26 protein-coding genes and 5 pseudogenes are annotated in these 24348 nt (G+C 67.4%); 15 read left to right on the top strand and 16 right to left on the bottom strand.

What is annotated here, in order from left to right:
* Positions 1-1027: 1027 nt before the first annotated feature.
* The 3 genes and pseudogenes from OG381_RS47615 to OG381_RS47605 all read left to right on the top strand — a co-directional run.
* Positions 1028-1585, top strand: a complete 558-nt coding sequence (locus OG381_RS47615) for a hypothetical protein (RefSeq protein WP_327722210.1) — start codon at positions 1028-1030, stop codon at positions 1583-1585.
* Positions 1586-1655: 70 nt separating this feature from the next.
* Entirely contained in the window at positions 1656-2051 is a 396-nt protein-coding gene (locus OG381_RS47610) for a hypothetical protein (RefSeq protein WP_327722209.1), read from the top strand.
* A gap of 503 nt (positions 2052-2554) precedes the next feature.
* Positions 2555-2677, top strand: a pseudogene (locus tag OG381_RS47605) (IS5/IS1182 family transposase); the annotation flags it as partial.
* A 27-nt stretch (positions 2678-2704) separates the two neighbouring features.
* Here the strand turns inward: OG381_RS47605 and OG381_RS47600 are convergent.
* The 5 genes from OG381_RS47600 to OG381_RS47585 all read right to left on the bottom strand — a co-directional run bounded on the left by OG381_RS47600 (position 2705) and on the right by OG381_RS47585 (position 5395).
* Positions 2705-3292 (bottom strand): Imm21 family immunity protein, encoded by a 588-nt coding sequence (locus OG381_RS47600; RefSeq protein WP_327722208.1) that lies wholly within the window; start codon positions 3290-3292, stop codon positions 2705-2707.
* Positions 3293-3398: 106 nt separating this feature from the next.
* A complete protein-coding gene (locus tag OG381_RS47595) occupies positions 3399-3692 on the bottom strand; it encodes a hypothetical protein (protein WP_327722207.1) in 294 nt (97 codons plus the stop codon).
* A gap of 252 nt (positions 3693-3944) precedes the next feature.
* Complete coding sequence (locus tag OG381_RS49830; protein WP_443062011.1) at positions 3945-4346, bottom strand: DUF6896 domain-containing protein; 402 nt, start codon at positions 4344-4346, stop codon at positions 3945-3947.
* Positions 4347-4461: 115 nt separating this feature from the next.
* Complete coding sequence (locus OG381_RS49825) at positions 4462-4755, bottom strand: hypothetical protein (RefSeq protein WP_443062010.1); 294 nt, start codon at positions 4753-4755, stop codon at positions 4462-4464.
* A gap of 331 nt (positions 4756-5086) precedes the next feature.
* A complete protein-coding gene (locus OG381_RS47585) occupies positions 5087-5395 on the bottom strand; it encodes an immunity 53 family protein (protein WP_327722206.1) in 309 nt (102 codons plus the stop codon).
* Between the two features lie 287 nt (positions 5396-5682).
* On the opposite strand from OG381_RS47585, the gene OG381_RS47580 reads away from it, so the two are divergent.
* On the top strand, positions 5683-6270 hold the full coding sequence (locus tag OG381_RS47580) for a DUF4240 domain-containing protein (protein ID WP_327722205.1): 588 nt from the start codon (positions 5683-5685) through the stop codon (positions 6268-6270).
* Between the two features lie 89 nt (positions 6271-6359).
* Positions 6360-6629, top strand: a pseudogene (locus OG381_RS47575) (ATP-binding protein); the annotation flags it as partial.
* Positions 6630-6649: 20 nt separating this feature from the next.
* Here the strand turns inward: OG381_RS47575 and OG381_RS47570 are convergent.
* The 4 genes from OG381_RS47570 to OG381_RS47555 all read right to left on the bottom strand — a co-directional run bounded on the left by OG381_RS47570 (position 6650) and on the right by OG381_RS47555 (position 9452).
* A complete protein-coding gene (locus tag OG381_RS47570) occupies positions 6650-7228 on the bottom strand; it encodes a GNAT family N-acetyltransferase (RefSeq protein WP_327722204.1) in 579 nt (192 codons plus the stop codon).
* Positions 7229-7467: 239 nt separating this feature from the next.
* A complete protein-coding gene (locus OG381_RS47565; protein WP_327722203.1) occupies positions 7468-7878 on the bottom strand; it encodes a hypothetical protein in 411 nt (136 codons plus the stop codon).
* A 201-nt stretch (positions 7879-8079) separates the two neighbouring features.
* Entirely contained in the window at positions 8080-8508 is a 429-nt protein-coding gene (locus OG381_RS47560) for a DUF4259 domain-containing protein (protein ID WP_327722202.1), read from the bottom strand.
* A gap of 56 nt (positions 8509-8564) precedes the next feature.
* Positions 8565-9452, bottom strand: coding sequence for a transposase (locus tag OG381_RS47555; RefSeq protein ID WP_327722201.1), 888 nt, complete (start codon positions 9450-9452; stop codon positions 8565-8567).
* Between OG381_RS47555 and OG381_RS47550 the strand changes: the two genes are divergently transcribed.
* Positions 9453-10847, top strand: coding sequence for an MFS transporter (locus OG381_RS47550; protein ID WP_327722200.1), 1395 nt, complete (start codon positions 9453-9455; stop codon positions 10845-10847).
* A gap of 100 nt (positions 10848-10947) precedes the next feature.
* Positions 10948-11433 carry a WapI family immunity protein gene (locus tag OG381_RS47545; RefSeq protein ID WP_327722199.1) on the top strand — a complete coding sequence of 162 codons (486 nt, stop codon included), beginning with the start codon at positions 10948-10950 and terminating at the stop codon, positions 11431-11433.
* A gap of 281 nt (positions 11434-11714) precedes the next feature.
* Here the strand turns inward: OG381_RS47545 and OG381_RS47540 are convergent, their stop codons facing one another.
* Complete coding sequence (locus OG381_RS47540) at positions 11715-12917, bottom strand: IS110 family transposase (protein WP_327722198.1); 1203 nt, start codon at positions 12915-12917, stop codon at positions 11715-11717.
* Positions 12918-13250: 333 nt separating this feature from the next.
* Here OG381_RS47540 and OG381_RS49820 point away from each other — a divergent pair, with 333 nt between their 5' ends.
* The gene (locus OG381_RS49820; RefSeq protein WP_443062009.1) at positions 13251-13394 is read left to right on the top strand and encodes a transposase; all 144 of its coding nucleotides are present in this window, start codon (positions 13251-13253) and stop codon (positions 13392-13394) included.
* 6 nt (positions 13395-13400) lie between these two features.
* Entirely contained in the window at positions 13401-14045 is a 645-nt protein-coding gene (locus OG381_RS47535; protein ID WP_443062008.1) for an IS5 family transposase, read from the top strand.
* On the opposite strand, the gene OG381_RS47530 is transcribed toward OG381_RS47535, so the two are convergent.
* Together OG381_RS47530 and OG381_RS47525 are read right to left on the bottom strand one after the other, a co-directional pair.
* Positions 13993-14538 carry a hypothetical protein gene (locus OG381_RS47530; protein WP_327722754.1) on the bottom strand — a complete coding sequence of 182 codons (546 nt, stop codon included), beginning with the start codon at positions 14536-14538 and terminating at the stop codon, positions 13993-13995. The two genes, OG381_RS47535 and OG381_RS47530, sit on opposite strands and share 53 nt — an antisense overlap.
* A gap of 98 nt (positions 14539-14636) precedes the next feature.
* The gene (locus tag OG381_RS47525; RefSeq protein WP_327722197.1) at positions 14637-15140 is read right to left on the bottom strand and encodes a hypothetical protein; all 504 of its coding nucleotides are present in this window, start codon (positions 15138-15140) and stop codon (positions 14637-14639) included.
* 55 nt (positions 15141-15195) lie between these two features.
* Between OG381_RS47525 and OG381_RS47520 the strand changes: the two are divergent.
* From OG381_RS47520 to OG381_RS47510, 3 genes and pseudogenes are all read left to right on the top strand, one after another.
* Positions 15196-15559, top strand: a pseudogene (locus tag OG381_RS47520) (3-beta hydroxysteroid dehydrogenase); the annotation flags it as partial.
* A 303-nt stretch (positions 15560-15862) separates the two neighbouring features.
* Positions 15863-17128, top strand: a complete 1266-nt coding sequence (locus OG381_RS47515; RefSeq protein ID WP_443062007.1) for an IS701 family transposase — start codon at positions 15863-15865, stop codon at positions 17126-17128.
* A 524-nt stretch (positions 17129-17652) separates the two neighbouring features.
* Positions 17653-19329 carry a RecQ family ATP-dependent DNA helicase gene (locus OG381_RS47510; protein WP_443062075.1) on the top strand — a complete coding sequence of 559 codons (1677 nt, stop codon included), beginning with the start codon at positions 17653-17655 and terminating at the stop codon, positions 19327-19329.
* A gap of 30 nt (positions 19330-19359) precedes the next feature.
* On the opposite strand, the gene OG381_RS47505 is transcribed toward OG381_RS47510, so the two are convergent.
* Together OG381_RS47505 and OG381_RS47500 are read right to left on the bottom strand one after the other, a co-directional pair.
* Positions 19360-20481 (bottom strand): IS630 family transposase, encoded by a 1122-nt coding sequence (locus tag OG381_RS47505; RefSeq protein ID WP_327722195.1) that lies wholly within the window; start codon positions 20479-20481, stop codon positions 19360-19362.
* Between the two features lie 238 nt (positions 20482-20719).
* Entirely contained in the window at positions 20720-21415 is a 696-nt protein-coding gene (locus OG381_RS47500) for a hypothetical protein (RefSeq protein WP_327722194.1), read from the bottom strand.
* A gap of 79 nt (positions 21416-21494) precedes the next feature.
* Between OG381_RS47500 and OG381_RS47495 the strand changes: the two genes are divergently transcribed.
* A complete protein-coding gene (locus OG381_RS47495; RefSeq protein WP_327722193.1) occupies positions 21495-21713 on the top strand; it encodes a hypothetical protein in 219 nt (72 codons plus the stop codon).
* Positions 21714-21774: 61 nt separating this feature from the next.
* The gene (locus OG381_RS47490; protein ID WP_327722192.1) at positions 21775-22107 is read left to right on the top strand and encodes a hypothetical protein; all 333 of its coding nucleotides are present in this window, start codon (positions 21775-21777) and stop codon (positions 22105-22107) included.
* Positions 22108-22250: 143 nt separating this feature from the next.
* Here the strand turns inward: OG381_RS47490 and OG381_RS47485 are convergent, their stop codons facing one another.
* Entirely contained in the window at positions 22251-22787 is a 537-nt protein-coding gene (locus OG381_RS47485) for a hypothetical protein (protein WP_327722191.1), read from the bottom strand.
* A 691-nt stretch (positions 22788-23478) separates the two neighbouring features.
* On the opposite strand from OG381_RS47485, the pseudogene OG381_RS47480 reads away from it, so the two are divergent.
* Positions 23479-23954: pseudogene (locus OG381_RS47480) on the top strand (ISAzo13 family transposase); the annotation flags it as partial.
* Here the strand turns inward: OG381_RS47480 and OG381_RS47475 are convergent.
* A pseudogene (locus OG381_RS47475) lies at positions 23954-24331 on the bottom strand (transposase); the annotation flags it as partial. The pseudogenes OG381_RS47480 and OG381_RS47475 sit on opposite strands and share 1 nt — an antisense overlap.
* Positions 24332-24348 lie beyond the last annotated feature (17 nt).

Below are 24348 nucleotides of genomic sequence, written 5' to 3'. Positions count from 1 at the left end.
CGGCAAAACAGGATGTGTCTGCTCTGCCACTACTCACTAATCGGGCAGTGCCAGCACTTCGTCCCAGACATTGCCGCCGTCTGCCCAGGTCCACAGCCACTGGCGCAGTGATGGCGCCGCGTAACGCAGGCCGTCATGAGGGTCCTGGCCCAGTCCGGTTCCCAGCCGTCGGCGTCCCAGAGCAGCACCGGGTGATCAACCGCTATCAGCGAGACGTACCACTCCATGGTGCAACCGCCACCCGTCAAGAAGAGCCATGACGTCGGCGGCCCCCATTCCGTCCGATTGGCGTGGATGGCCGTCGCGCAATGCCAGTCCGGCAGATGCCAATGCGGAATACGGCGCGGCGTCAGCGACGCAAGTCCGCCTTCCGGCCCCGAACCCCCCGTCGCCGACCTCGGTGTAGATGCGGCGGAGCAGTCCAGGCAGGGGATACCCGATGCTGCGTTCAGCAAGGTCCACTTCCGTGCTCGTGAGAGGCGGGAACGGCTGATCCGGGAGACACCCAAGAGAGGCAGGCACACCCCCCGAGCCCCACGCGAGTGCGTGCAGCCTCTCCAAAAGCGCGTCGTCGTCCGCCGCAGTGCGGTGCGCAGCATCGGTCACGAGCTGGGACTGTAGTACGCGCCATTCCCTGGTCAGCCCAGGCGGTGGCGAGCTGCGGCCGGGCTCAAGCGGCCCGGCTCTCTACGCCACTTGGCGGGACACCATCCTGGAGCTGCCAGGCGACCCATTCCGCCCACGCCCGATCCGCTGCGGCGTAGCTGATGAACCATCGCCGCTCTGACGTGCCGTCAGGTGCCTTGCCGACCCATCGATCGCGCTCATCGTGTTCCCCCGAAACCACGCTTCCGTGCTGCGCGTTCCAGCGTAGAGGGCGGAAGCCAGCCGGGATCTGGTCTTCACGTTCGTCCGTCCACGGCGGGGGCGGACTGAGCCTGTTTCTTGCAAGTGCGGGGCGCACGGTGTCGCCTGCTGGACCGATAACCCGTGTCGGCGTCGGTGGCATGGTGCGAAACTTCGGGCCATGACCTCACCCGAGCTCAGTGACCTGGACTATCTCCGGGAGATCGAGCGCCTCGCCCAGCGTGTCAGCGTGGAAGCGTCCAGCGAAGGATGGCTCTCGTTCCAGGTGGACCCGGATGATCCGACACCGCTGCAGCGCAGCGTGAAGGCGCTTGCTGGGGCTCTGCGCCACTACCACTTCGCGGGCGATGGCTGCCTGGACGAGGAACGGCCTCTGGTCCGCCTCGTCGGCGCCTCGGTGCTGAGGCCCGGGGCCATGCCAGCCGGGGTGGAGGAAGCCTATGAGGAGGTGTGTGCACGGATCGGTGTCGACCCCAGGCCGGAGGGCTGGGCGCTGTGGAACACCTGGAGCGACGGGGATCTGAAGGTGACCATGGTGGTGTCCGCGGTCGAGACGACCGAGGGGCTATTCGCGAACTGGGCACGCGGGAGGGCAGTCGACCCGGTGTCACCGCTGCCCTCCCAGATCATCCTCGTCCGCCAGGGATGGATAGGGCCGATGACTTTCTCACCTCGTGGCGTCAAACGGATGGGCCTTGGCGGTCGGCGTCTGGCCTAGGGACTGTCCGATGGGTCGTGTGAGCCGATCAGGGCTGTGACCTAGTGTTCGCTGAACGAAGGGGGAGCGCATGTCGCGCTATACAGCCGAAGCAGAGGCGGGGATGAAAGGGATCACGTTTCCTGCCTGGCGCGGAAAGCACTACGTGACCCTGGCCGAGCTGCTGGTTCGGCTCGGCAGCTTCGGCCTGGACCTGACCTGGCGCGTCGAACTTGACGAGATCGTCGATCCCCGCTGTGTCGAGATCGAGAGACGGTCCGCAGACTCCGGCATGGACACGTTGACGCTGTTGTCGTTGACGACCCCCTTCCTTCAGTTGATCGACGCTGAAGTATGTGGGTTCGCCGGGGACGAGCTGGTGCTTGTCCTGACCGAGTTCGACAGCTCCTTGTGGGATGTCAGGGCTGTCGACGAGCGCGTACTTAGCGAACTTCGCCTCCACTACCCGGGTGCCGAGGATCTCTGAACGGGGAGCTTCACTTCGGGCGGCGCCATAGGCGGATCGCGGCCACGGTGACCGTCCGGTGCTACCTCCTGGAGAGCCTCGCACAGCGCGCTCCCAGGACGAACTGTGGGAACGGAACATAGCCGCCACGGCAGTTCCATGCCCGCAAGGGGCATCTACGCGATCCGGAGTGTGCGACGGTCCCCATCCCTTGCGCGGGCGGGCGCATTTCTCGGCCGTCTGGCAGGCGGCGTGCAGCGCTGCGGCTCGGGATCTGACCGGCCGCCCCTTCAGCCGTGTCCAGACCTTCCTTCCGTGTCCTTCCGCAGAGCCTGGACCGGTAAGGGAGGAGGTGTGCTGGCGGGGCCTCACGAAGTCGTTTGGGCGAGGACGTAGAACCACACCCAGACGGACAGAAGGAGCAACTCAGCTATGCCGCCGGCTCGTTGGCTGCTGCTGACCTCTGCAGTGTCGCTCGGGCTGCTGTGCAATTGGTCGGTGAGATCTGTCATCATCTGCCGACCGAGACGCCCTTCGTGCGGATGAAGGCCTGGCAGATCCTCCGCGACTGCCGACTGAAGGGCGAGGGCGTCCACCACGCGATACTCGGCATTGCCCATCTGTACAGCCTTGTGCGCAGCGCGTGACGGCGCTCAGCCGAAGGGGCTGCCCGTTCATGATTCGGTGGGCAGGATCTGAACCAACCCGACCCAGTTTTCCTCGTCCACCTTGGTGTGGATGGCGCGGACCTTCCAGCGGCCGGCGGGCAGCGGGACTGAAGCCTGCTCGGGCATCCCACCGCCGGGATACTCGGTGTTCAGCTCGGCGCCTGCTTCGGCGGAGTCCATGAGCACGGCGGGGCCCTCCGACGTCCACGTGCCGCACTCCTCCCACTCGGTGGCGGGGTCGGCGAGGACAGCCTCTGCTGCGGCCTTCAGACCGGCCTCAGAGTCGGCCGCAAGCCACCGCAGGAATGCTCCGCGCTCGGGCAAATAGCAGCTGGTGGCTGGCTCGTCCGCCAGCACCAGTGCCTGCGCACCGTTGTCGCCAACGGTGATCACACCGGCCAGATCGTCCACCGCGCAGGCCCGGTCGTAGTCGTCTGGAGCGGTGGCGTCTCCAGCCATGACCCCGGTCTCCGTGCATCCACCCCATGCAGCCAACTCGGAGACGGGGATGACGATCAAAGGGCCGCCCATCGACTCCACCCAGACAGGGGAGGCGTGCGACGCATCGGCTGCGGTAGATGACAAGGCGCTCATGCCGTCAGTGTGCCCTCGCCCACTGACAACGCCGACCCGCGCGTGCTTCGGTGCCTGGGCCAAAAACGGCTCAGCGCCTGCCGCAACCAGCAGCTCCGGGACAGCCTCAGCCTGCACCAAAATAATCGTCCACCCTGGACTGCCAACCAGGATTTCCAATATGGGCGATCATAAGCAGATCACGCCAATCTATCTGCATCTCGCGGAGCGCCCCAAATAGGCGGTCCACGTCTCCGTCAGCGTAAATGATGACGGCAGCCGCTATCCTCTCATGGGCTGGCTTCTTAAATGTCTTCAGCTCAGCCTCCTCGACTAGCCAGATGACCGTATCCGCGTCATTCCCGTACTGTTGTGCAATCACGGACGCGATGCGCTTTGTAACCGCCATCAATTCCTCCACGCTTCAATGTTCCATTACTGCACTCCCGAGTCATCAGTCGGAGGGTGCAGACAATCGCCAAATCTTGGTCACCAGGTCTTCAGGCCGTAATGGACGGCTGCAAAGACCGGTTCTGAAAGAACACTGTCGTTGATCGCCCGACGCGGCGTCGCCCACGGCGCTACGAGCGACGCGCCGATCTCCATCAGGGCCTGCTCGAACGGCCTGCAGCCTCATATGCCTCCGCCGTCTGCGGACATCATCCTGAAGCGATCAGCTAGCAACGCTGAACCACCCCGGTCGCACCTCGGCCAGAAGCGGTTGCAGCGACCGCACTGCGGACCGCAGGTCCTCATCCGTGACGTCAACAGGCTCCGGCAGGCTCAGCCCATACCAGCGCAGCCGCCAGAGATCGAAGACTTCACTCCCGTCGGCTGCGAAGTCCACATCGACCTCAGTGCCGTTGCCGCTGACGAATCGACATCCCGCCCCATGAACCGTGTAGGAGTAGGTACCGATGTGCCCACTCCGGCTGATCCGCCGCGAACGGGCCAGGCCAAGGACATCTGCCAGTGGCTCACGCGAGGGAATCGCCACCCTCATGGCCTCGCTAATCGCGTTCAGCGCGTGGACGTAACCGAGCACGAGGTCTCGCGCAGCCCCAACCCGTTCCATACGGCGTACCCCCCTGAGCCCGTGACTGAAGGGATTGTTCCATGGGCCGCCAATGTCTCCGCGGGACGGCATTCTGAAACGATCAGTAAGTGAGCCCGGAAACGCGCCACCCTGCTCATGTACGTGAGGTCAACGAGTACCGGCCGAGGGATCTGTACTCGTCGACCTCCCGTACAGAGTGCTGGCTCTCGGGCCTGGTCAGGTTGCGCGGCGCAGGGGGGACGACGACGCCCTCGCCGGTGCCCTGCACGCTGAGCCGGTAGAAGCTGATGTGCGCGAGCCGCTCGGATTCCTCGAGCCAGCCAGCTTCCACGACCTCGCGCCAGGTGCGGGAGAACACGGTGGGGGACATGCCGACCAGCTCGGCGAGCCTGGCGCCGGTCGCCAGCCCACCGCCTCCGGCCGTCACCGGGCCCCGCCTCCAGTTACCGGTCGACGAACACCGCGTGCACTCCCCCACCCCAGTCCCCGAAAGCACTCCACGACGCGTTCGCAGCCGCCCAATTGCCCGCCACGTGTGCCTCCCTCAGCCTCCATCAGCCTCAGCCCCGCTCCCCACACACCGCCGACAGCCTCCCGCCGCCGCCGATCCTGAGGACCCCGTCGGCACACCGCAAACCCCTCAGGACCGAGGATGTCCAGACCTGTGGCGAGAAGGGGCAGACGCGTTCCGCGTATCCCTGCGCTCAATCGCAGTTACTGCTGTGACCACATAGGTTCACGGGTCGCTGTCCGATTGCTCAGGGAGTGTTCGCGGTTGCCCAGGAGCGGAACAAGGCGAGGCCTTCGGTGAGGTTGCCGGGCCCGCATCTGACCTCAAAGGTCTTCTCGGACGTCCATGCCCAGACCCAGTCGTGGGCGCTGCGGTTGACGTCCTGGCGGGGGTACTCGTGGGACTCCAGGTCCGTCTCCTCCAAATCGATGGTGACGGCCCAGCCCGGGTTGTCGACCGTCGCGATCTTCACGCCCCACTCGTGCTCCCAGTCCTCGTCGCACTGCGCGGCGTACCAGCGCTGCAGCCAGTCAAGAACATCCTCCGAATCGCCCATGACAGGGGATGTTAGTGCCACATCAGACAACTTCGGCCTCGCAGTTGGGGACATGGTTCACGCAGTGGGGTTCTGTCGGTGTCTGCCAGAATCGGCGGCCCCGTCGGCGGACCTGAGCCTCGCGGTCCAGCGATCTGTCAGCTCCTCCAGCCCGACTGAGGTGGCGTCGGCCAGCATGGCGGCAGCCTGCCGAACTGAGTGCCGGTAGCGGGTATCGCGACCATTGACCGTGCTGCTCTCCCACTCGCTGCCATTGGTCTGTCATAGGCACCTGCGATAGTGCCGTCGTGGACATCGACTCCTTCTGGAAGATCATCGAGGAATGCCGGGAGGAGGCTCATGGCAGGGCTGAGCGACTGGCGTGGTTGAAGGACGAACTCGCGCGAAGGCCCGTGAAGGAGATCGTGGGGTTCCAGGTTTGCCTTGACCGTCTGTGTGAGCAGGCATTCACCTGGGACCTTTGGGCTGCCGCCGACAGGATCTTCGGCGGCTGGTGCTCGGATGACGGCTTCTGCTACTTCCGTCTGTGGGCAGTCGGCTTGGGCCAGGCCACGTTCGAGCGAGCTGTCCAGGATCCCGACACTCTGGCCGAGGCGCCTGAGGTAGGGCGCTTGGCAGGCCGATCACGAGGTGAGTGGGGTGATCACTGGCCGGAGTGGGAGGAACTGGACTATGTCGCGGCCGAGGCCTACGAACAGGCGACCCAGGTGTCCGACGAGTTCGCCACCTTCTATGAGGCAGTGGACGCTCTGCAAAGTGACGACGAAGTGGTTCGGGACCCGCTCGGGAAGCGCTGGGACGTGCGAGATGAGGTTGAAGCCTCGCGTAGGCTGCCGCAGCTGAGTTCCAGGTTCCCGATCACAATGCAACCATGAGCTGGCGGCAGGGTCGCCCGCCGGTCGACTTCCCTTCGTTGCCTGAAGCGGGGCATGGCTGGCGGCCTGGTCTGCGGCCGCGTCGATCTTTGTGCATCGACGAACTCGGATACATGGAACTGGACCGGCACGGCACCGCGTTGCTGTTCCAGGTCCTGACCGAGCGCGAGGCGCAGCAAAGCGTCGCCATCGCCTCCAACGAATCGTTCGGCGGTTGGACGAAGACCTTCACCGACCCCCGCCTCTGCGCGGCCATCGTCGACCGCCTCACCTTCAACGCCACCATCATCGAAACCGGCACCGACTCCTACCGGCTTGCCAGCACCCTGGCACGGGCTGAACATGCCGAGGCGGGCTGAAGGCAAGGCGTCCCAGCCGCTCAAGTCGAGAGAGAATCTGCTCCGCCGTTCTGATAACACCAGGTAAGCAATGTCACCTGGCGGCCCTTAGCCTCGCGCGTGATGGGCTCGTCGTCGGTGAGCTGAAAGCCAGTTGCGTGAGCGACAGCCACACTCGCGGAGTTCCCTGTTTCAATGCGCAGCAGCACGCGCCTTGCGTCCAGCTGGCGACAGGCGTAGTCAGCCGTCAACGTGACAGCTCGTGAGGCCAGGCCCTGTCGCCGATGTTGGCTGCCGACGCCATAAGCGAGCTCGATGTCCCGCGCGTCGAGCGCGCTGCGAAAGAGGAGGACCTCACCGCGCGGCTTCTCACCGTCGGTAGTGATCACCAATTGCGCTTTCTTGCGCCCTTCCTCGCGGCCTTCGCGAGCCTTGGTCAGGTACTCACGCGCCGCCCTGGAGTCAAACGGAGAGGGCACTGGAGTCCAGCGGTCGATCTCGGGATCGTCATAGAGCTCAATCAACGCGGACAGGTCGGACTCGGCCCACTCTCTGAGCAGTATCCCGTCTCCTGATAACCGAATGCTTGGCGGCAGAACGATCTCATCTCGGCTGGGCATGCGCCCGATCTTGCCCTGCCAGGGAGTCGAACTCCAGAGCCAGAAGGCTCCCTGGCGCGCTTTCGCCGGCTACGCCTCAGCTGCGTCAGACAACGCACGGTCACTCTGGCCACCGACACACGACCCCCTCCATGCCGTCAAAGCTTCGACAGCACCTGGCCCTGGGGAGGCGTTCTCGGTTGACCAAGGACACGTGGCTGGCACGAGCCCGCAGCCGGGCGGAGGCACGCGGTGCTGGGCTACGGGTGCATCTGCCACCAACGGTCCGCCTCAGAGCGAGCCACTTCGGCGTCGTACTGACTCGCGTCGAAGTGGAGCCCGGGCGGAGGGTTGGGCACACGGGTGTGCGCCTCCGACGGAACCTCCCAGTTCGACCACTGCACGATCTCTCCGAACCGCTGCACAACCACGGTCAAGAAGCCGCAGCAGCCACCGGTGCAGTCTGGTTCCCCCAGCTCCAGGCGGCGCGCCTCGCCGGTCGCCCGGAGAGGGCTGGGGCGGCCGGCCGGCAGCGCATCAGCCGCGTACGGTCCGCGGCCGCCTTCACCGACCGCCTCTTCGACCAGATCCTCGCCGTTGACCCAGAACCGCAACTGAGCAGCGAACCGGGGTCCCGGCGGCAACACCCTGATCTCCAAACGATCGAACATGAGATCACCCTACGGGGCGCGGTGACGTCGGCGCGTGGCCCAGTCGACGCCTGCCTTCACCCGGTGGGCGGGCGGGTCCACGAGGTGTCTTCCGTTCTCGTGAACATCGACTGCGACCCGGGCGGGGCACCTCCCGAAGTAGTGCATATCTGCCGCCGTAACTCGGGTTCTGGCTCAGCTTTCGTGCTTAGTGACGCTCCGCTATGGCTGGATGTCGAAGAGAGCGATGGAAGGTGGCGGCGGAACAAGCACTGCGCGAAGGCGCGTGAGTATGGACCGCCACTGCTTCCAGTCCTCCGGGTCGACCCAGTTTGAGTCCGGCCCATCCTCGTCGCATGCGATGCGGGCGAGGGCTTCGTCGGCGAGTGCCCGAAGGTCGGAAGGGAACACGGGCATGGGTGTTTCCGGGCCGTAGGACATGTCGACGGGTTCGCCTCCGGGACATTGCGCCGCGATCAAGGCGGCGGCCACCGCCTCTTCTGCTTCCGTGAGATAGCCGGTGGCGTCGATCGTCCGAATGAGGACGCCTCGGATCAGGGCTTCGCGCGCTTCGGGCTCGGCATCGTCGAGGGCGTTGGCGAAGTCCGCGGCTGTGTCGTTGTCGAAGGGACCGGTATCCCAGGTGCCCATGCTGATCTCCTTGCGTATGGTCGCCCGGATCCTCGCATCAGGCACTGACAACACGACTACGGGGCGAGCAGGACCCGTTTGCGAAGAAGGCCGAAGCCTGCGCGGCCGAACATCTGGCGCTTGAGCATCTTGATCCGATTGACGAGGCCTTCGATGACTCCGGAGTTCCAGGGCAGCGTGAGGCCGGCGATGACCGCGTCGCGGCCTCGGTCGATGCTGGCCGCGAGAGTGTGGAGGCTGGGCAGGTCGTCCTGGCGGACGGCGTCGAGCCACTGCGGGAGTCGTTCACCCTGGCGCTCGGTGAGCATGCGGGCGAAGGACCGGACGTGACCGGTCAGGGCATCGAGTTCAGGGCAGTTGGCCAGGACGGTCTTGAGCCGGAGCTGTTCGATCTCGGTCAGCGTCTCGGGTCGGCTGAGGATCCATCTCGTCACCACGCGGGGTGCCGGCTGCTGCGCGGCGACCGGCCGTGGCGAGGTCCGCTTCTCTCGCAGGTAGGCGCTGACCCGGCCGTAGCTGCCGCGATAGCCCAAGGGAACGATCTCCTTCCAGAGCTTCCAGGCGTTGGTGCAGCCCTCGTCCCAACGTTCGTCCAGGTAGGCCTTGTACTCGTCGAGGACGGAGGTCCTGTTGTGCTTCCACTGGCCGCGAAAGAGGTCTTCCGGCTTCGCAGCGTCGGTGAGGCTCTTGACGGTGCGGTGGGTCATCTGGAGCTGACGCCCGATGGAACGGCGGCTGTGGCCGGCTTCCAGCAGCGCGTGGACCGTGGCGTGCCTGGCTCGGACACGGTTGGCGAACCGCTCGCTCCGCCATGGAGAGTCCGCCTTCTCCTCGGGCGGCGCCGGTGGTTCGGCCTTCGCCTCGCGATCGGGGACCAGGACGCGAAGGCACTGGCGGTGTCGGGCGACAGCCCGCTCGGCGGCTTCCCCGAGGTTGTGCCACAAGTGCCAACGGTCGGCGACCTGCGTCGCCTGGGGTGCCCCGGCAGTAGCGCCTTGCTCACCGCCTATCTGCTCACCATGGCCGTCTCCACCCCGATATGGAGCAAGCTCGGCGATCTGTACAGCCGCAAAGGCAGCTACCTCGCGTCCATCACGGTCTTCCTCGTCGGCTCCGTACTGTGCGGAATCGCCCAGGACATGCAGCAGTTGATCGCCTTCCGGGCGCTGCAGGGCCTCGGCGCGGGCGGCCTGTTCGTGGGAGCTCTCTCCCTCATCGGCACGCTGCTCGCTCCGGCGGAGGCCGGGCGGGCCCAGTCGCTCATCGGGGTGCTGCTGCCCGCCGCGACGATCGGCGGGCCGCTGGTCGGGGGATTCCTCACCGACCAGTGGGACTGGCGCTGGGTGTTCTACGTCAATGTGCCGGTCGGCGTCACGGCACTCGCCCTCGTCAGCTTCGGGGTGCGACTGCGCGGCGAACGCGTCAGGGCGCAGATCGACCTGGCCGGCGCGGGGCTGCTGACCGTCGCGATCCTCGCCCTGACACTGCTCGCGAGCTGGGCAGGGACCACGTACGCCTGGACATCACCGCAGATCATCGGGCTCGGCGTGGTGTTCGTGGCGACGCTCGCCGCCTTCGTGCGCGTGGAGCGGCGCGCCCCGGAGCCGGTGATCCCGCCCCGATTGTTCCGCGACCGCAACTTCACGGTGGCGCAGGTCCTGAGCTTCGTCACGGGTGAGGCCATGCTGGCGACGGCGAGCTATCTGCCGCAGTACATGCAGTTCGTGCAGGACATGTCGTCCACAGAGAGCGGCCTGCTGCTCATCCCGCTGACGCTCGGCATGATCGGCGCGCAGCTCTTCATCGGGCGGCGCGTGAGCAACGGCGGCCGCTACCGCCACTACCCGATCGCGGGCGGCGCGTTGGCCACGGTGGGTGCGCTGGCCCTGCTGACGCTCCGCACCGGCACGACCCCGGGTCTGGCCTCCGGTCTGACCCTCGTGCTCGGCGTGGGTATCGGCTGCCTGATGCAGCCGATGATGCTGATCACGATGAACAGCGCCGAACTCCGCGACATGGGCGCGGCCAGCGGCACCCAGACACTGCTGCGCACCATCGGTGGATCGCTCGGCGTCGCAGTCCTCGGTTCCGTTTATACGAAACGTCTCACCGCCACTGTCACGGACCGGCTCGGCGCTGACGGCCAGCGACTGACCGACGGGGAACTCACTCCCGCGCTGCTGCGGGACCTGCCGAGCCCAGTCCAGGACGCGTTCCGGGCCGGCGTCATCGACGGGCTGCACGGTGTCGCGCTCGGCACGGCGGCACTGTGCGTCGTGACGTTCGCGGTGTCCTGGCTGATCCGGGAGGTCCCGCTGCGGGGCAGAGACTCTTCCTGACTGATTCCTACTGATCCCTACGTTGTTCTGTGCCGGATGCGGCACTAGGTTGGGTGGTAACCGTTCCGTCCTGCCGGCTTGCGCATGGCATCCTGGCGCAGTGCTCTTGAGTGATCGTGTAAGAAGCGTCGAACTCCACCCGGTGCGCTATCAGTTCGCTGTGGTTCGGCGCGACTCGTACGACGACAACTGGCTGGTCATCGATGCCATGGTCACCACCCCCGAGGGTGATTGGTCCTTCACCGATCCGTGTCTGCTGACCGATGAAGCTCGTCAGGTGACCTCGTGGCTGCGCACGGTGGCTGCCGGGACCGTGTCTGCAACCGAGCCCGATAGCGAAGGCGATTTGTCTCCGGACATAGAGTTCATCGAACCGCTCCTGGCCTTCAGCCTCGCTGACCGAAGCGAAGACGGGGCCGCGGTCATTCGCGTTCACCTTTCCTTGGCGGCGTCACCTCCTTGGCAGCAGGACAACGACGGGGCCGACGTCTACCAGTACGTCGTGGAGGTGCACATGGATACGGCCGCGTTGCTCCACGCAGCTGACCAGTGGGATCTCGCCCTGATGTCCTTCCCTTCCCGCTGACGTCTGGTTCGGTGTCAAACGCCTTGATTGGCTGACGACGGACATCAGTGTCGCCTGAGGAAGGACGGACCCGGGCAGATGTCCCGTCTCAGTCCTGATCTGTATCAATCAGCGCACAGCACTGCCCTCAGAAGCCGTATCTCAACCGATCATGGAACGGGCGAGTCGAACAGGCTTCTCGCTGGGGTGGTCTTCTGACGGTCGGTGCATGAGGGCAGGGCCCCTTGGTAGCTCGGAGGTGCGAACCGAACCGAGCAGTACCAGGAGTTTCAATGACTGTGTCAAGCTGCCTGCGCGATCGGCGGGGCGGGGGTGAAGACCCTGTTGTCGCGCAGGAGCGCCCACAGCACGTCCACTCGTCGGCGGGCCAGGGCGATGATCGCCTGGACGTGCTTGAGTCCCTCGCCGCGCTTCTTGAGGTAGAAGGCGCGGTTGGGTCCCTCGCGGATGATGCTTGTCTGCGCCGACAGGTAGAACACTCGCCGCAGGCGGCGGCTATAGCGCTTGGGCCGGTGCAGGTTGCCGGTGCGGCGCCCGGAGTCCCGCGGGACGGGCACCAGGCCGGCTGCCGAGGCAAGGTTCCCGGCATCGGCGAACGACGCGATGTCCCCGGCGGCGACGATGAATTCGGCTCCCAGAACCGGCCCCATGCCGGGCAGCGACTCGATGATCCCGGCTTGGGGATGCGTCCGGAAGGCTTCGCGGATCTGCTTGTCGAGGTGCTTGATCCGATCGTCCAGCGCCAGGATCTGAGTCGCCAGGTCGGCGACGATCTGGCCGGCGACATCCTCGCCGGGCAATGCGGTGTGCTGGGCCTCAGCGGCTTCCAGGGCGGTGTCGGCCACGGTTTCCGCGCCGCGCACGCTGCGGTGCGCCAGCCAGGCGGTCAGCCGGGCCCGGCCCCGGCGGCGGATCGCGGCCGGGTACTGATAACCGGTCAGCAGTACGAGTGCGCCTTTCTGCGCCGAGTAGTCGAAGGCCCTCTCCAGCGCGGGGAAGATGCCGGTCAGCACGTCCCGCAGCCGGTTGATCATCCGTACTCGGTCGGCGACCAGATCGGATCGGTGGGCGGTCATCAGGGCCAGGTCTGCGGCGAGCTGAGCAGGCACCGCGATGGCGGTGAAGTCCCGTCGGTGACGGACGGTTTCGGCAATGACGTAGGCGTCGCGTGCGTCAGTCTTGGCCTCCCCCCGGTAGGCGCCGGACATGCGGTTGACGGTGCGGCCGGGCACGTAGACGGCCTGCTGGCCATGCGCGGCGAGCAGAGCGAGCAGCAGGGCGGAGGCGGTGCCCGAGATGTCCACTGCCCAGTGGACTTCCTCGGCCAGGTTCAGGATTTCGCCGATGGCTGCCAGGATCGGGGTCTCGTCGTTATCGATCTTCTGGGACCACAGCGTCGTACCGGTCTCGTCGACTACCGCAGCCCAGTGATGGCCCTTGCCCGCGTCGATGCCGGCCCACACTCGGTCGTGCCGCTGGTTCACTCGCCACTCCTCGTCCCGCGCAACATTCCGTCGGCCCGAGGGACACCCCGCCATCAGCTCCGTAAACAGCGACCAATCCGCAATTTTCAATCAGTAGCCAGGGTGCCCAAGAGAGCCGGACGGCCACTCCTGGGGAACCACTGAAGGCAAGCCCTGTTCAGCCACATCCGACCCTCCCGGGCCGCCCAACAACTTACGGAGGCCCTGTTGTCGCAGTTGTACGCGCTCACGCCCGTAGTTCTCAACTCGGGCTCTCGATCGTGTGATTGCCTCGCGCACGTGTACGGGAATGCGGCCGATCATCCCGATCGGGTGCGGCGGTATCCGTCGGACATGACGGACGCGGAGTGGGCGGCCATCCGGTCGTTGCTGCCGGTGCCGGCCTGGCTTCAGGGGCGGGGCGGGCAGCCGGAGGGCTACTGCCACCGCCAGATGTTGGACGCGATCCGGTATCTGGTCGCGGGCGGGATCGCCTGACGGGCGATGCCCGCGGACTTCCCCGATTGGGGCCGGGTCTACGCGTTCTTCCGCCGCTGGCGTGAGCACGGGCTGATCGCCGAGTTCCATGACCGGCTGCGCGGACAGGTGCGTGAGCGTGAGGGCCGGGAGGCCGAGCCCACGGCGGGGATCATCGACGCGCAGTCGGTGCGGGCCGCCGCGACAGTGCCGGCCGCCTCACGCGGCTACGACGGCGGGAAGAAGGTGCCGGGCCGCAAGCGGCACATCGTGACCGATACGCTCGGTCTGCTGCTGGTCGTCGCGGTCACCGCCGCGAACATCGGCGACCGGGACGCTGCGGCGGGCCTGCTGACCCGGCTGCGCCGTCTGCGTCGCGACATCTGCCTTGTCTGGGCCGACGGCGGCTACACAGGCGACCTGGTCGACTGGTGCCGACAGAAACTCGCCCTCACTCTGCAGATCGTCAAGCGCACCGACGACACGAAGGGCTTCGTGGTGCTCCCCAGGCGTTGGGTGGCCGAGCGCACATTCGCCTGGCTGATGAACTCCCGCCGCCTGGCGAGAGATTACGAAACCCTGCCCGCCACCAGCGAAGCGATGATCCGATGGTCGATGATCACGCGGATGAGCCGGCGTCTGGCACGGCCACCGGCCGCCGACCGGCGCTGAACGCCCCCGACGACTCCTGCACCAGCCACCCGCGCTCCGCCAGGCGCCGGGCCTTCGAGCGCACTCCCTCGACCTTCGCCGGCGTCGTCTCCAAGCCCAGTTCCACCGCGATCTCCCTGGCCTTCAGCGGGTCCCTGCCCGATGACCGCCCCTCCTCCAGCACACCCAGGAGCCGCTGATAGTCCGGTGCCAGAACCGTCTCTGGCAACCCCTCCCGCCAGGGCGGCACCGTCGAGCCCGGCACGGGTGAGGACGCGGCTCCCCGCTCCGTCCCGGCCTCGGTCACGGCAGGCGACCCGGCCGCAGAGACCGCCAGGGCCTCGACCAGCTCCTCCCTCGCGATCACCCTCCGGTCCAGCTCGATCTCCGCAGCCTCCAACACCCCGGCCAGCCGCGCGACTTCCTCCCGCAGGCCCTCCACCCGCACCCGGGCAGCAGCCTCCCGCTCCTCCAGCATTCCCAGCACCGACGCCACCGCGCACCCCTCGACCATCAAGCCGACACAAGACGCCGCATGCCTGCCTCACCCCGAGCGAGACCATGCCTGACCAGCAGGAATCACACGATCAAGTTCGGTTGAGAGACGGCTTCTCATTGCCACAGGTCAGCTCCGTCGCGGCCGATGGGGTCCATGGTCAGGAGGTCTTCGTGCAGGCCCGACAGGGCGCGCCCAGTGGGACCACCACCGTTGCCCGCCTCCATGACCACCCAGCCGGGCCCCACACTCGACACGTTGGCATCACCGCCGGTGTCCAGTTCGTCGAGCGTCGCGAACACCGCCTCATAGGCAACGGCTCGGACCAGGCGCACCAGGTCCGCCCGGTCCGCACCGGCGGCAAGAAGGCGTTGCGCGGCCGGCAGTTGTGCGAGCGCGCCCGGCTCGGCCCAGGCGTCGATCGCACCGTGCCACAGGCTCCGCAGCAGCACGAATCGCGCGAGCTGTGGAAGGCCTTCCATCACCTCCGACTTGATCAAGTCGACAGGATCGGTCACGCCGAGGGCGCTGTACTGGGCACGCAGCGACTGTGCGGCAGTCTTCCGTGGGGCGTCCAGGCTGTTCAGCCATTCCTGCCATGCTTGTTGAGGATCACTCACCGCCACAGCATGCCCTACCGTCGACAGACGAGGCGATCAGCGCATCAGTCTGTGCCGACGCACCAGGCGTCGTGGTTCACCCAACTGCGGCCAAGCCCAGTGCAGGGCTTTCGCCGCATTGCCGGCCGTACACGCACTCGACGCCGCCGTCCTCTTCCGGCTCGCCCTGGAACACGCCAAAACCCGGCACCTCCTGGCACGCTGTGGCCAACGAAGGAGACCAGGTCCGCGACATCGCCACCGTCATCGGACGACGGCTGGGCCTGCCCGTCCAGCCGGTACCCACCGAGACCTTCGGCCCCCTCGGCCCGATCTTCGCAAGCGACCAGCCCGCCACCAGCACCCACACCCGCCAAGAGCTCGGCTGGAAGCCCCAACACCCCAGCCTCCTGCAGGACCTGGAAAACATCCAGCCCTGACCGGCGACCACGAGGATCGCACAAGCCCCCTACCGAAGCCCCCCTGCGCCCCTGATCCGTGCATCTCACAGCAGGGCGAGAATGCGGAAGCGGGGAGATCGAAAGATGCGCGGCCGTACAACGCCCTCCTAGGGCGCGCCCACCCGGATCACGTACCCCTCCGCGCGGCCAGCCACAGGCGGCGGCACAATCGCGCGGCAGGACAAACGCCGCACCCACTCGACCGAGACAGGACCTAGTAGGGCTTGGTCATCTTCACTCGTGTATGCGTGTCTGATGCTGGGTGTGTGTCGTTGGAGGGGGGTGACACCTGAGGAGATGGCCTCGGTCCGGGGGGACTTAGAGGCGTTTGCGGCGGAGTTGTTCGACGGGTTCTTTCGTGCGGATCAGCGGCGGTGGGGGCAGGCGTATGTGCGCGGCCTGCTGCTGGACGGGCAGCGCAAGTCGGTGGAGCCGATGGCGGCCCGGCTGGGTGAGGACGGCAACCGGCAGGCGCTGGCGCACTTCATCACCTCCAGCCCGTGGGATCCCGCGCACGTGCGGGCCCGGCTGGCCTGGAAGATGCACGAGGCGATCAGCCCCGAGGCGCTGATCGTGGACGACACCGGCTTTTTGAAGGACGGGGATGCTTCGGCGTGTGTGTCGCGGCAGTACACCGGAACCGCAGGCAAGATCACCAACTGCCAGGTGGGCGTCTCGCTGCACCTGGCCAACGACCGCGCCTCCGCCGCGATCGACTGGCGGCTGTTCCTGCCCGCATCCTGGGATCCCGACGCGCCGGAGGCCGACCCGGACAAGATCGCCCGCCGCGGCCGGTGCGGGATTCCCGCCCAGGTGGGGCATGTGGAGAAGTGGCAGCTGGCCCTGGACATGATCGACGAGACCCGGTCGTGGGGCATCGACGTCCCCCTGGTCGTCGCGGACGCCGGATACGGCGATGCCGCCGCCTTCCGGCTGGGCCTGGAGGAACGCAAGCAGCCCTACGCGGTGGGGATTTCCTCGCGCCACACCGCCCAGCCCGCCGACGCCCAACCCGTCCAGCCCGACTATGCGGGCACCGGCCGGCCACCCACAATGCAGTACCCCGAGCCCGCACAGACCATGAAAGACCTGGTCATCGCCGCCGGCCGGGCGGCCGCACGGCCGGTGTCCTGGCGGGAAGGCTCCCGACCGGGCAAGAGCCACAGCGGCTTCAAGCGCATGTACTCGCGGTTCGTCGCCCTGCGCATCCGCCCGGCCGGCCGCGGCATCCGCCAGGCCACCGACGATCCTGAACTACCCGTGCGGTGGCTGCTGGCGGAATGGCCCGCGACCGAGCCCGAGCCGGTCCAGTTCTGGCTCTCGAACCTGCCCTCCGGCATGCCACTGGCCACACTGGTGCGGCTGGCCAATCTCCGCTGGCGCATCGAGCACGACTACCGCGAGATGAAACAGGCCCTGGGACTGGCCCACTTCGAAGGCCGCACCTTCAACGGATGGCACCACCACGTCACCCTCGTCTCCGCCGCCCACGCCTTCTGCACCCTGCAACGACTGACACCAGACCCAAAAGACGCCACGCAGGCCTGAGCCTCTACCAAGTCGTCCGCGACCTGCAGACCCTCCTCACCACCTGGACCGGCGCCTGCCCCACCTGCCACCGCGACATACCCACACCACTACGAACCTGACCAAGCCCTACTAGAACCGGTGCGGCACAGTGTGTGAGGGATGCCTGGCACCCTCACGCACCGCCGGGCCCGGCGCGCCCGTCGTGCGCCGCAACTCCTCGACCGCGCCCCTCTCGTACGAGCCGCGCGTCTCCTACCAGCCCCGCGCCAGGGCGAGATGCCGTTCCCGGGCGGTCTCCGCAAGCCGCAGCCGGGGCGCCTTGCGTCGCGCAGATGGGCAAGGACGTGCTGACCGTGTCCGGCAACACGGTCGAGGCAAAAGCCCCTGAAGGCAGTCGTGACGCTCGCGGGCCTGCCGCGACCGTGCCGTCGCAGTCCGCGCCTGGCGATCGGACTGCTTCGGGCCGGGGCGGGCACTAGACCCACCACCGCCCGTCCGGTTCCGTCCGGTCGCGCGCAACCGCTTCGGGAGTCCCTTTGCCGATCAGTCTGTTCGTCGCCCGCCGTCTCCGCAGAGCCGCGCGGGTGGCTTTCGGATGGGACGAGTTGCGTCCCGGCCAGCTCACCGCGATGAAAGCGGTCATGCGCCGCAGGGACGCCATGGTGGTGATGCCGACCGGCTCGGGCAAGTCGGCGGTATACCAGGTGCCGGGCATGCTGCTCCCCGGTCCGACGCTCGTCGTGTCACCGTTGATCGCTCTCCAGCGGGACCAGATCGCCGGACTGCAGCGCAGCAGCGGCCAGACCGCCGTCGCCGTCAACTCGTCCATGTCAAGGGCGCAGAACGAGCAGGCATGGGAGAGCGTGAGCGACCAAACGGCCCGGTTTCTCTTCCTCGCCCCGGAACAGCTCGCCAAGCAGGACGTGCTGGAGCGGCTGGCCGCGCTGAGACCGTCCCTCTTCGTCGTGGACGAGGCGCAGTGCGTGTCCTCCTGGGGCCACGACTTCCGGCCGGACTACCTCAGGCTCCGGCAGGCCGCCGAGAGCATCGGGCGCCCTCCCATCCTCGCCCTCACCGCCAGCGCCGCCGCACCGGTGCGCGCCGACATCGTCGAGCAGCTCGGCATGCGCAAGGCCCTCGAGGTGGTGGCCGGGTTCGACCGGCCCAACATCCGCCTGGAGGTCACCCACTTCCTGGACAACGCGGCCAAGCGGCGCGCCGTGGTGGAGCGGGCTGCGGCCGAGCCCAAGCCGGGCATCGTCTACGTCGCCACGCGCAAGGACGCCGATGCGTACGCCGCCGAGCTGAGCGAACTCGGCCTGAGCGCCGCCGCCTACCACGCGGGCAGCCGGTCGGCCGACCGCAGCGCGGTCCACGACCGCTTTCTGGGCGGCGAGTTGGACGTGGTGGTGGCCACCTCGGCATTCGGCATGGGTATCGACAAGCCCGACGTACGGTTCGTGCTGCACGCCTCGGTGCCCGGGTCGCTCGACGCCTACTACCAGGAGATAGGCCGGGCGGGCAGGGACGGCGAGCCGTCACGGGCCATCCTGCACTACCGCGTCGAGGACCTGGGCCTGCAGAAGTTCTTCTCCACCGGCCGCCCGGACGCGGACACCATCGCCGACGTCTCCCGCCTCGTACGGGACCGTGCGACCCCGATGACACCCACTGAACTCCAGGAGGAGACCGGCCTGTCCGCCGCCCGGCTGACCGCCGTCCTCAACCTCCTGGAGAGTGCCGGAGCCCTCACCACGGAACGCGGAAAGGTGGCCCCGGTCCCCGGGGCCGATGCGCAGGAAACCGCCACGCGGGCGGTGGAGTTGGGCACCGCGCACGACAGCATGGAACGCTCCCGGGTCGACATGATGCGCGGCCTGGCCGAGACCACCGGCTGCCGACGGCGTTTCCTGCTCGGCTACTTCGGCGAGCGCCTCAACTCCCCCTGCGGCAACTGCGACCGATGCGAACAGCGGCCCACCGGCACCGAAGCCGCAGCCGGCACCGTCCCTGGCCTGTCCCGCCCCCGGACCGCCTCACCCACGCGCCACGACCACCCGTTCCCGCCCGGCACCGCGGTCCACCACCCGCAGTGGGGTGACGGCGAGGTCCTCAGCGAGGAGGAGAACCGGATCACCGTCCTGTTCGCCTCGGTCGGCTACCGAACCCTGTCACTGCCGGTGATCCTGGAGAAGAACCTGCTCACAGCCGCTTCCTAGTGCTGTGACCGTGTTGGTTCGCCGGGTTGGTCAGGCTGCGGTGGTGAGGGGGCGCCCGCCCCAGCGGATGCCCTTCTCGCTGCGGATGCGGGCGCGTTCCTTGCGTTCGGCGGCCAGGACGCCCGGGTGGCGGGCGTTGGCGTTGCGCCAGCGCAGGTAGGCGTGCAGGGCCCGGGTCTGCACGGTGTGGTTGGGGTAGTTCGAGTTGGCGATGGTGCACTGCCGCAGCGGCCCGAAGTGGGCCTCGATCGGGTTCGCCCAGGAGGCGTAGGTCGGGGTGAAGCACAGCTCGACCTTGTGCTTCCTCGCCCAGCGGCGGATGTCGGTGCCCTTGTGGGCGGACAGGTTGTCCAGGATCACGTAGATCGGGGCACCGTCCGGGCGGGCGGCGCGGATCGACTTCAGCGCGGCCAGCGTGTTCCCGGCGCCCTTCTTGCGATGGTTGACGCCCCACAGGCGGTCGTCGCCGACCGAGTAGCAGCCGTGGAAGTACCGGACTCCATGGGTGCGGTGATAGGTCGCCGGCAGCCGGTCGGGATGTCCTTGTCCGGCCCAGCCCGAGCCCGCAGTGGGCCTAATCCCGAGCGGGCCGAACTCGTCGAAGGCGAAGACCCGGTCCGGGAAACGGTCCAGCACCTCCTCGATGCGGTCGAGCTTGGCGTCGCGCTCGGGGTCCGGGGACTCCTTCCACGTCTTGGTGCGCTGGAAGGTGATGCCGCGGCGGGCGAGCAGGCACCGTAATGCCTCGCGGCCGATGCGGATCACCCGGCCGTGGACTTTCCGCAGGTAGGCGACCAGTTTGCGCAGTGGCCAGCGGGTGAACGGCTGGCCGAGCTTGACCGGGCGGGTGGTGGCCGTCGCGATGACGAAGTCCTCATCGTCATCGCTGAGTTGGCGGGGACGGCCTCCCGCCCACTGAGGGTCCAGGCAGGCCAGGCCGATCTCGTTGAAGCGATGGATCACGTCCCGGACGGTGTCCTCGTCGGCCTGCACCAGCTGGGCGATCACCGGCGCCCGGTTCCCGCCGGCCGAGGCCAGCAGCATCATCGCCCGCCGGTAACGCACCGTGCTGGTGCTGCCCCGGCGCACGATCTGCTGCAGCTTCTGCCCCTCCTGGTCGGTCAGTCTGCGCACATGGACGGGCTCGGCCACCGTGCCTCCAGCGGTCGGATCGGATGTCACCGCACATCCAACCGCCACGACCACCGACCCGGCGAACCAACGCCGTCACAGCACTAGGGAGCGTATGTGGTTGCGATCACCAGGTGGTCCGGGTGAGTTCTCTGAGCCAGATCATCGAGGCGCGCAGGTGGAGGCCGGCGAGGTGGGCTGCGACGGCGCCGTCCCCAAGTCCCTGTCCTGCACGGGGCCCCCGGTCGCCCGTGCCTTCCTAGATCGTGCCGCTCCACGCCCGGCGGTTCTCCCGTCGGCGCACATGGCCGCGCCAGCCCGCGAGCAGCGTCATGCCCGTCCATGCGGCGACTCCCGTGACGAGGCCGCCGAGCCTGCCTTCGGGGTCGACGTCCACGGCGTCCTCCAGGGGGACGGCGCCTTCCGGGTCGCGGAGGATCTCGATGCGGTCGCCCACCCGGTAACCGGGGTTGCTCCCCCGGTACTCGAGGGTCTCGTCGAGTTCACCGCCCGGCCCGACCAGTGTGAACCGGTGGTTCTTGCTCGCCGTTCCCGCCGCGCTGTCCGCGGTGATCAGGACGGTCTCGCGGACGCCACGCCTGTCGAGCGCCGCCTCGGGGGCGTACTGGACGGACCCGACGAGAATGAAGAGCGCGGGGACCACGGACAGGACGGCGAGCCACCACGCCCTGTGGAGCAGCCGCAGCACGATCACGAAGACCAGGCAGCCGAGCACGCCCGCCACGATCGGGATGAAGTCCATGCCCAGCGTGACGTAGGCGAGTGCGGTGTTGCCGGCGGCGATCCCCCAGGCGACCAGCAGCACCCAGAGCGTGGCGAGTACGGACGCCCCGGCGCTCCTTCCCGTGCGCTGCCCACCTGGAGCGGGCACTCCGGCCCCGGCCGCGTCCCCGACGCCGCCCGCCACGGGCGCGTGCATCCTCTGATCGCTCATCCTCGCAGCATACGAGGCGGCCGGAACGCCGTACCCACGTGGCCCGCTGCACGACCTCAGCACGGCCCGGCGAGCCGCCGTGATCGGCCTCAGTGCCGACGACAGCGCCGAGTTGCTCTACCGGGACCTGATGCGTATCGAGCACGCGGCCGGGAACCGCTCCGGCCTGCACACCGCCATCACCCGCATCCAGCAGATCAACCAGACACTCGACTGCGATCTTGAGGCAGAGACCGAGGACCTCATCCGCGAACTCCTCAACACCCCCGGGACAACGGCGGCATCCAGCCTGCAGTAGTGCTTCGTTGGTGCCGCTAAACCGGTAGTGCCGTGCGACACCCGATGGGTAGGGTGCGGACATGGGGACAAATCTGGGCGAGGGTGATGGTTGCGAACTGCCCGCTACCGCTGTCTGCTGGCTCACCGACGCGTTCCCGGGCATCATCCTGGTGGAGTTCGCCGACGTCTACGACCGCCCCCACCAACTCGTCTGCAAAACCGCCTACTTCGGCGGAGAGCTGCACCCGACCGCGCCCTACCCCTGCCCCACCAGCATCCAGTGCACGATCGAAGAGATCGCTGACGACGTCGCCACGGTCAGCACCTGGTGGCTGGAGGGCGGCCCCAACAGCACACGCTTCGTCTTCGACGTCTGGCTCGACACCCTCACACCCATCACCGACGACACCTGACCTGCCGGCATCACTCTGATGTGGCGTGCGCCCACCGGCTGACGGTGCGATACCAGCGTCGAACCCCCGGACTGCAGGCGATTATCGTGACGGTCGCAACGGCGCTGGCCGGGAAGACCGGTTCGCGGCTGCTGCTTCACCGACTACCCGATGAGCTGTTCCGCCGCCTGGCGATACTGCTTCGAGCTGACTTCCGCCAGTTTCCACAGAACGGGCAGACCGTTCTTCCGCAGCCGGTCCTCCGCCTCCTGCTGGCAAGCCAGCTCGAAGCGGGCCATGCTGTCGAAGGAGCCGATACGGGCGGCGGACGGCCAAGCCGCCGCCGCCTGCGAGGCGAAGTCCAGCGCCTGAGCTGCCCCGAAGTTCTGCTGCTTTGCCTTGGTCAGCCCCACCGTGCCGAACACCAGAGACGACCAGTCGTTAACGAAGGCACGGCCCGCGAGCCCTGTCGGGTACCTGGCACCCAGGGACCAGCTCTCGGCAAACGCAGAGCCAAGCAAGTCGTCGTCGAGTTCCTGGCCGTCAAGAAACGCCGTGATGCTCTCCACTCCCGCCATGATCGGGATGTAGTGATCAAGCAGGCCAGATCGCTCCGTCAGTACCTGGACGGCTCCGCCCAGGCGAATGGCTGCGGCGCAACACAGTGCTTCTCCCACGGCGTCAAATGTCTCGTCCACCATCCTCGGTCCCTTCTCCACCCCGATGGAGGGTCCCCTCGGGCACGGTAGCCGGAAGGGCACCAGAAGAAGCGACCTTTGCAGCGGTGCTCTACACCGGGCGAGTGAGATCATCCGTAGATGGCCGACGCGCGACTTCCCCAGGGATGGACTCTGCAGCAGATCCGCGATGTATCGGGGGACCGAGAGGCTGTCGTCCTGGATCCCGATCGGCCAGTGAAGTGGGTCAGCGTCGGCGAGGCCCTCGAAATGCCACGTCCAGAGATCATTCTCGGGTTCCACGGCCTGTGTCTCGTGAAGCCTGTGGGTGACGACGACTGGTACATGGGCAGCCTGTACGACAACGGCAGCGTCGACTGTTGGACCGCCTACGGCGACCTGCACGAGGCGCTACGCGGCCTCTAGGAGCTCGCGCCACGGCTCCGCGTGCGAGACGCACTGAGTATCTGCCTGCGGGACAACGCAGGCAGACAGCGGCGAACGTCCACGCACACCGGCGGACCATCGCAGCAGCTCAGAGCAGCCCGGGCCCAAGGTCGAGCCCCCACCCAAGTTGCTTCGGATAAAAGATCCTGAGCTAAAGGCCGTCGCGCTCGATCAGCGAGCCATCAGGGCTCAGGGTGTAGAAGCGCAGCGCATCCATGTCCTCCACTGCTTCGCGCAGCTGCGCTTCCTGCTCTGCTGGATCGGACCGTCTCCCGTTCCACCGCGAGCGCCGGTCGCGCCGGCCACGACACACCGGACCAACCCGGCCCTGACCGCGATGCTCACCGATCCGGCCCTGACCGGCATGTCACGGACCGCTTTCGAGTATTTGGTGGCGGTCTCGGAGCCTTTCTGGGACGCCTTGGCCGAGGCAGCATTCCAGCGACGCTTCCATCGCCCGCGCAGCTACCGCCACCCACAGACCAGCAGCGTGGACCACACCCACCGGCTCCTTGCAGCCATCCTGCGCCGCCGCAGAGCGGTGACCATGACGTTCCTGGCCCAACTACTGGGCGTCAACCGCACCAACCTGTCCATCCAGTACCAGGACGCAAAACGGCTCCTGGACCTGCACCGGATCCTCGTCACGCCGATACCCGGATCGCCCGCCCGCACGTTGGAACAGCTACAGGCCCGAACAACCCCCGCAGAACCCCGTCGCTGACAGTTATTGAAATACGGGCCCCAGCGGTGCCGGTGTACTGGCGCTGCACCCCGACCGTGCTGGTGCCCTTCTTCACGGCCCCGGTCTCGTCGACCACCAGTACCGCCCGGTCGTCGTGCAGATGCTCCACCACGTACTCCCGTACGTCATCGCGTACCACATCGGCATCCCACTTGGCCCGGCCCAACAGGTGCTGCATACCGTCCGGAGTGGTCTCGCCGGCCCACTCCGCGATTGTCCAGCAGTTCTTGCGTGGCAGGTCGGCCAATAGACCGAGCACCAACCGCGCCGCCCTACGCCGGGGTTCGACCCGCGCGAAGCGCCCCGCGATCCGGCCAATCAGACCCTCGAACGCGTCCCGCCAACGGGCGGGTTCTATGCTGTGACCTGCGGCCACCGTCTCTTCGTCAGTCC

This window comes from Streptomyces sp. NBC_00490, assembly GCF_036013645.1.
GTDB lineage: Bacteria > Actinomycetota > Actinomycetes > Streptomycetales > Streptomycetaceae > Streptomyces > Streptomyces canus_F.
This window is presented reverse-complemented; position numbering and strand designations above follow the sequence as displayed.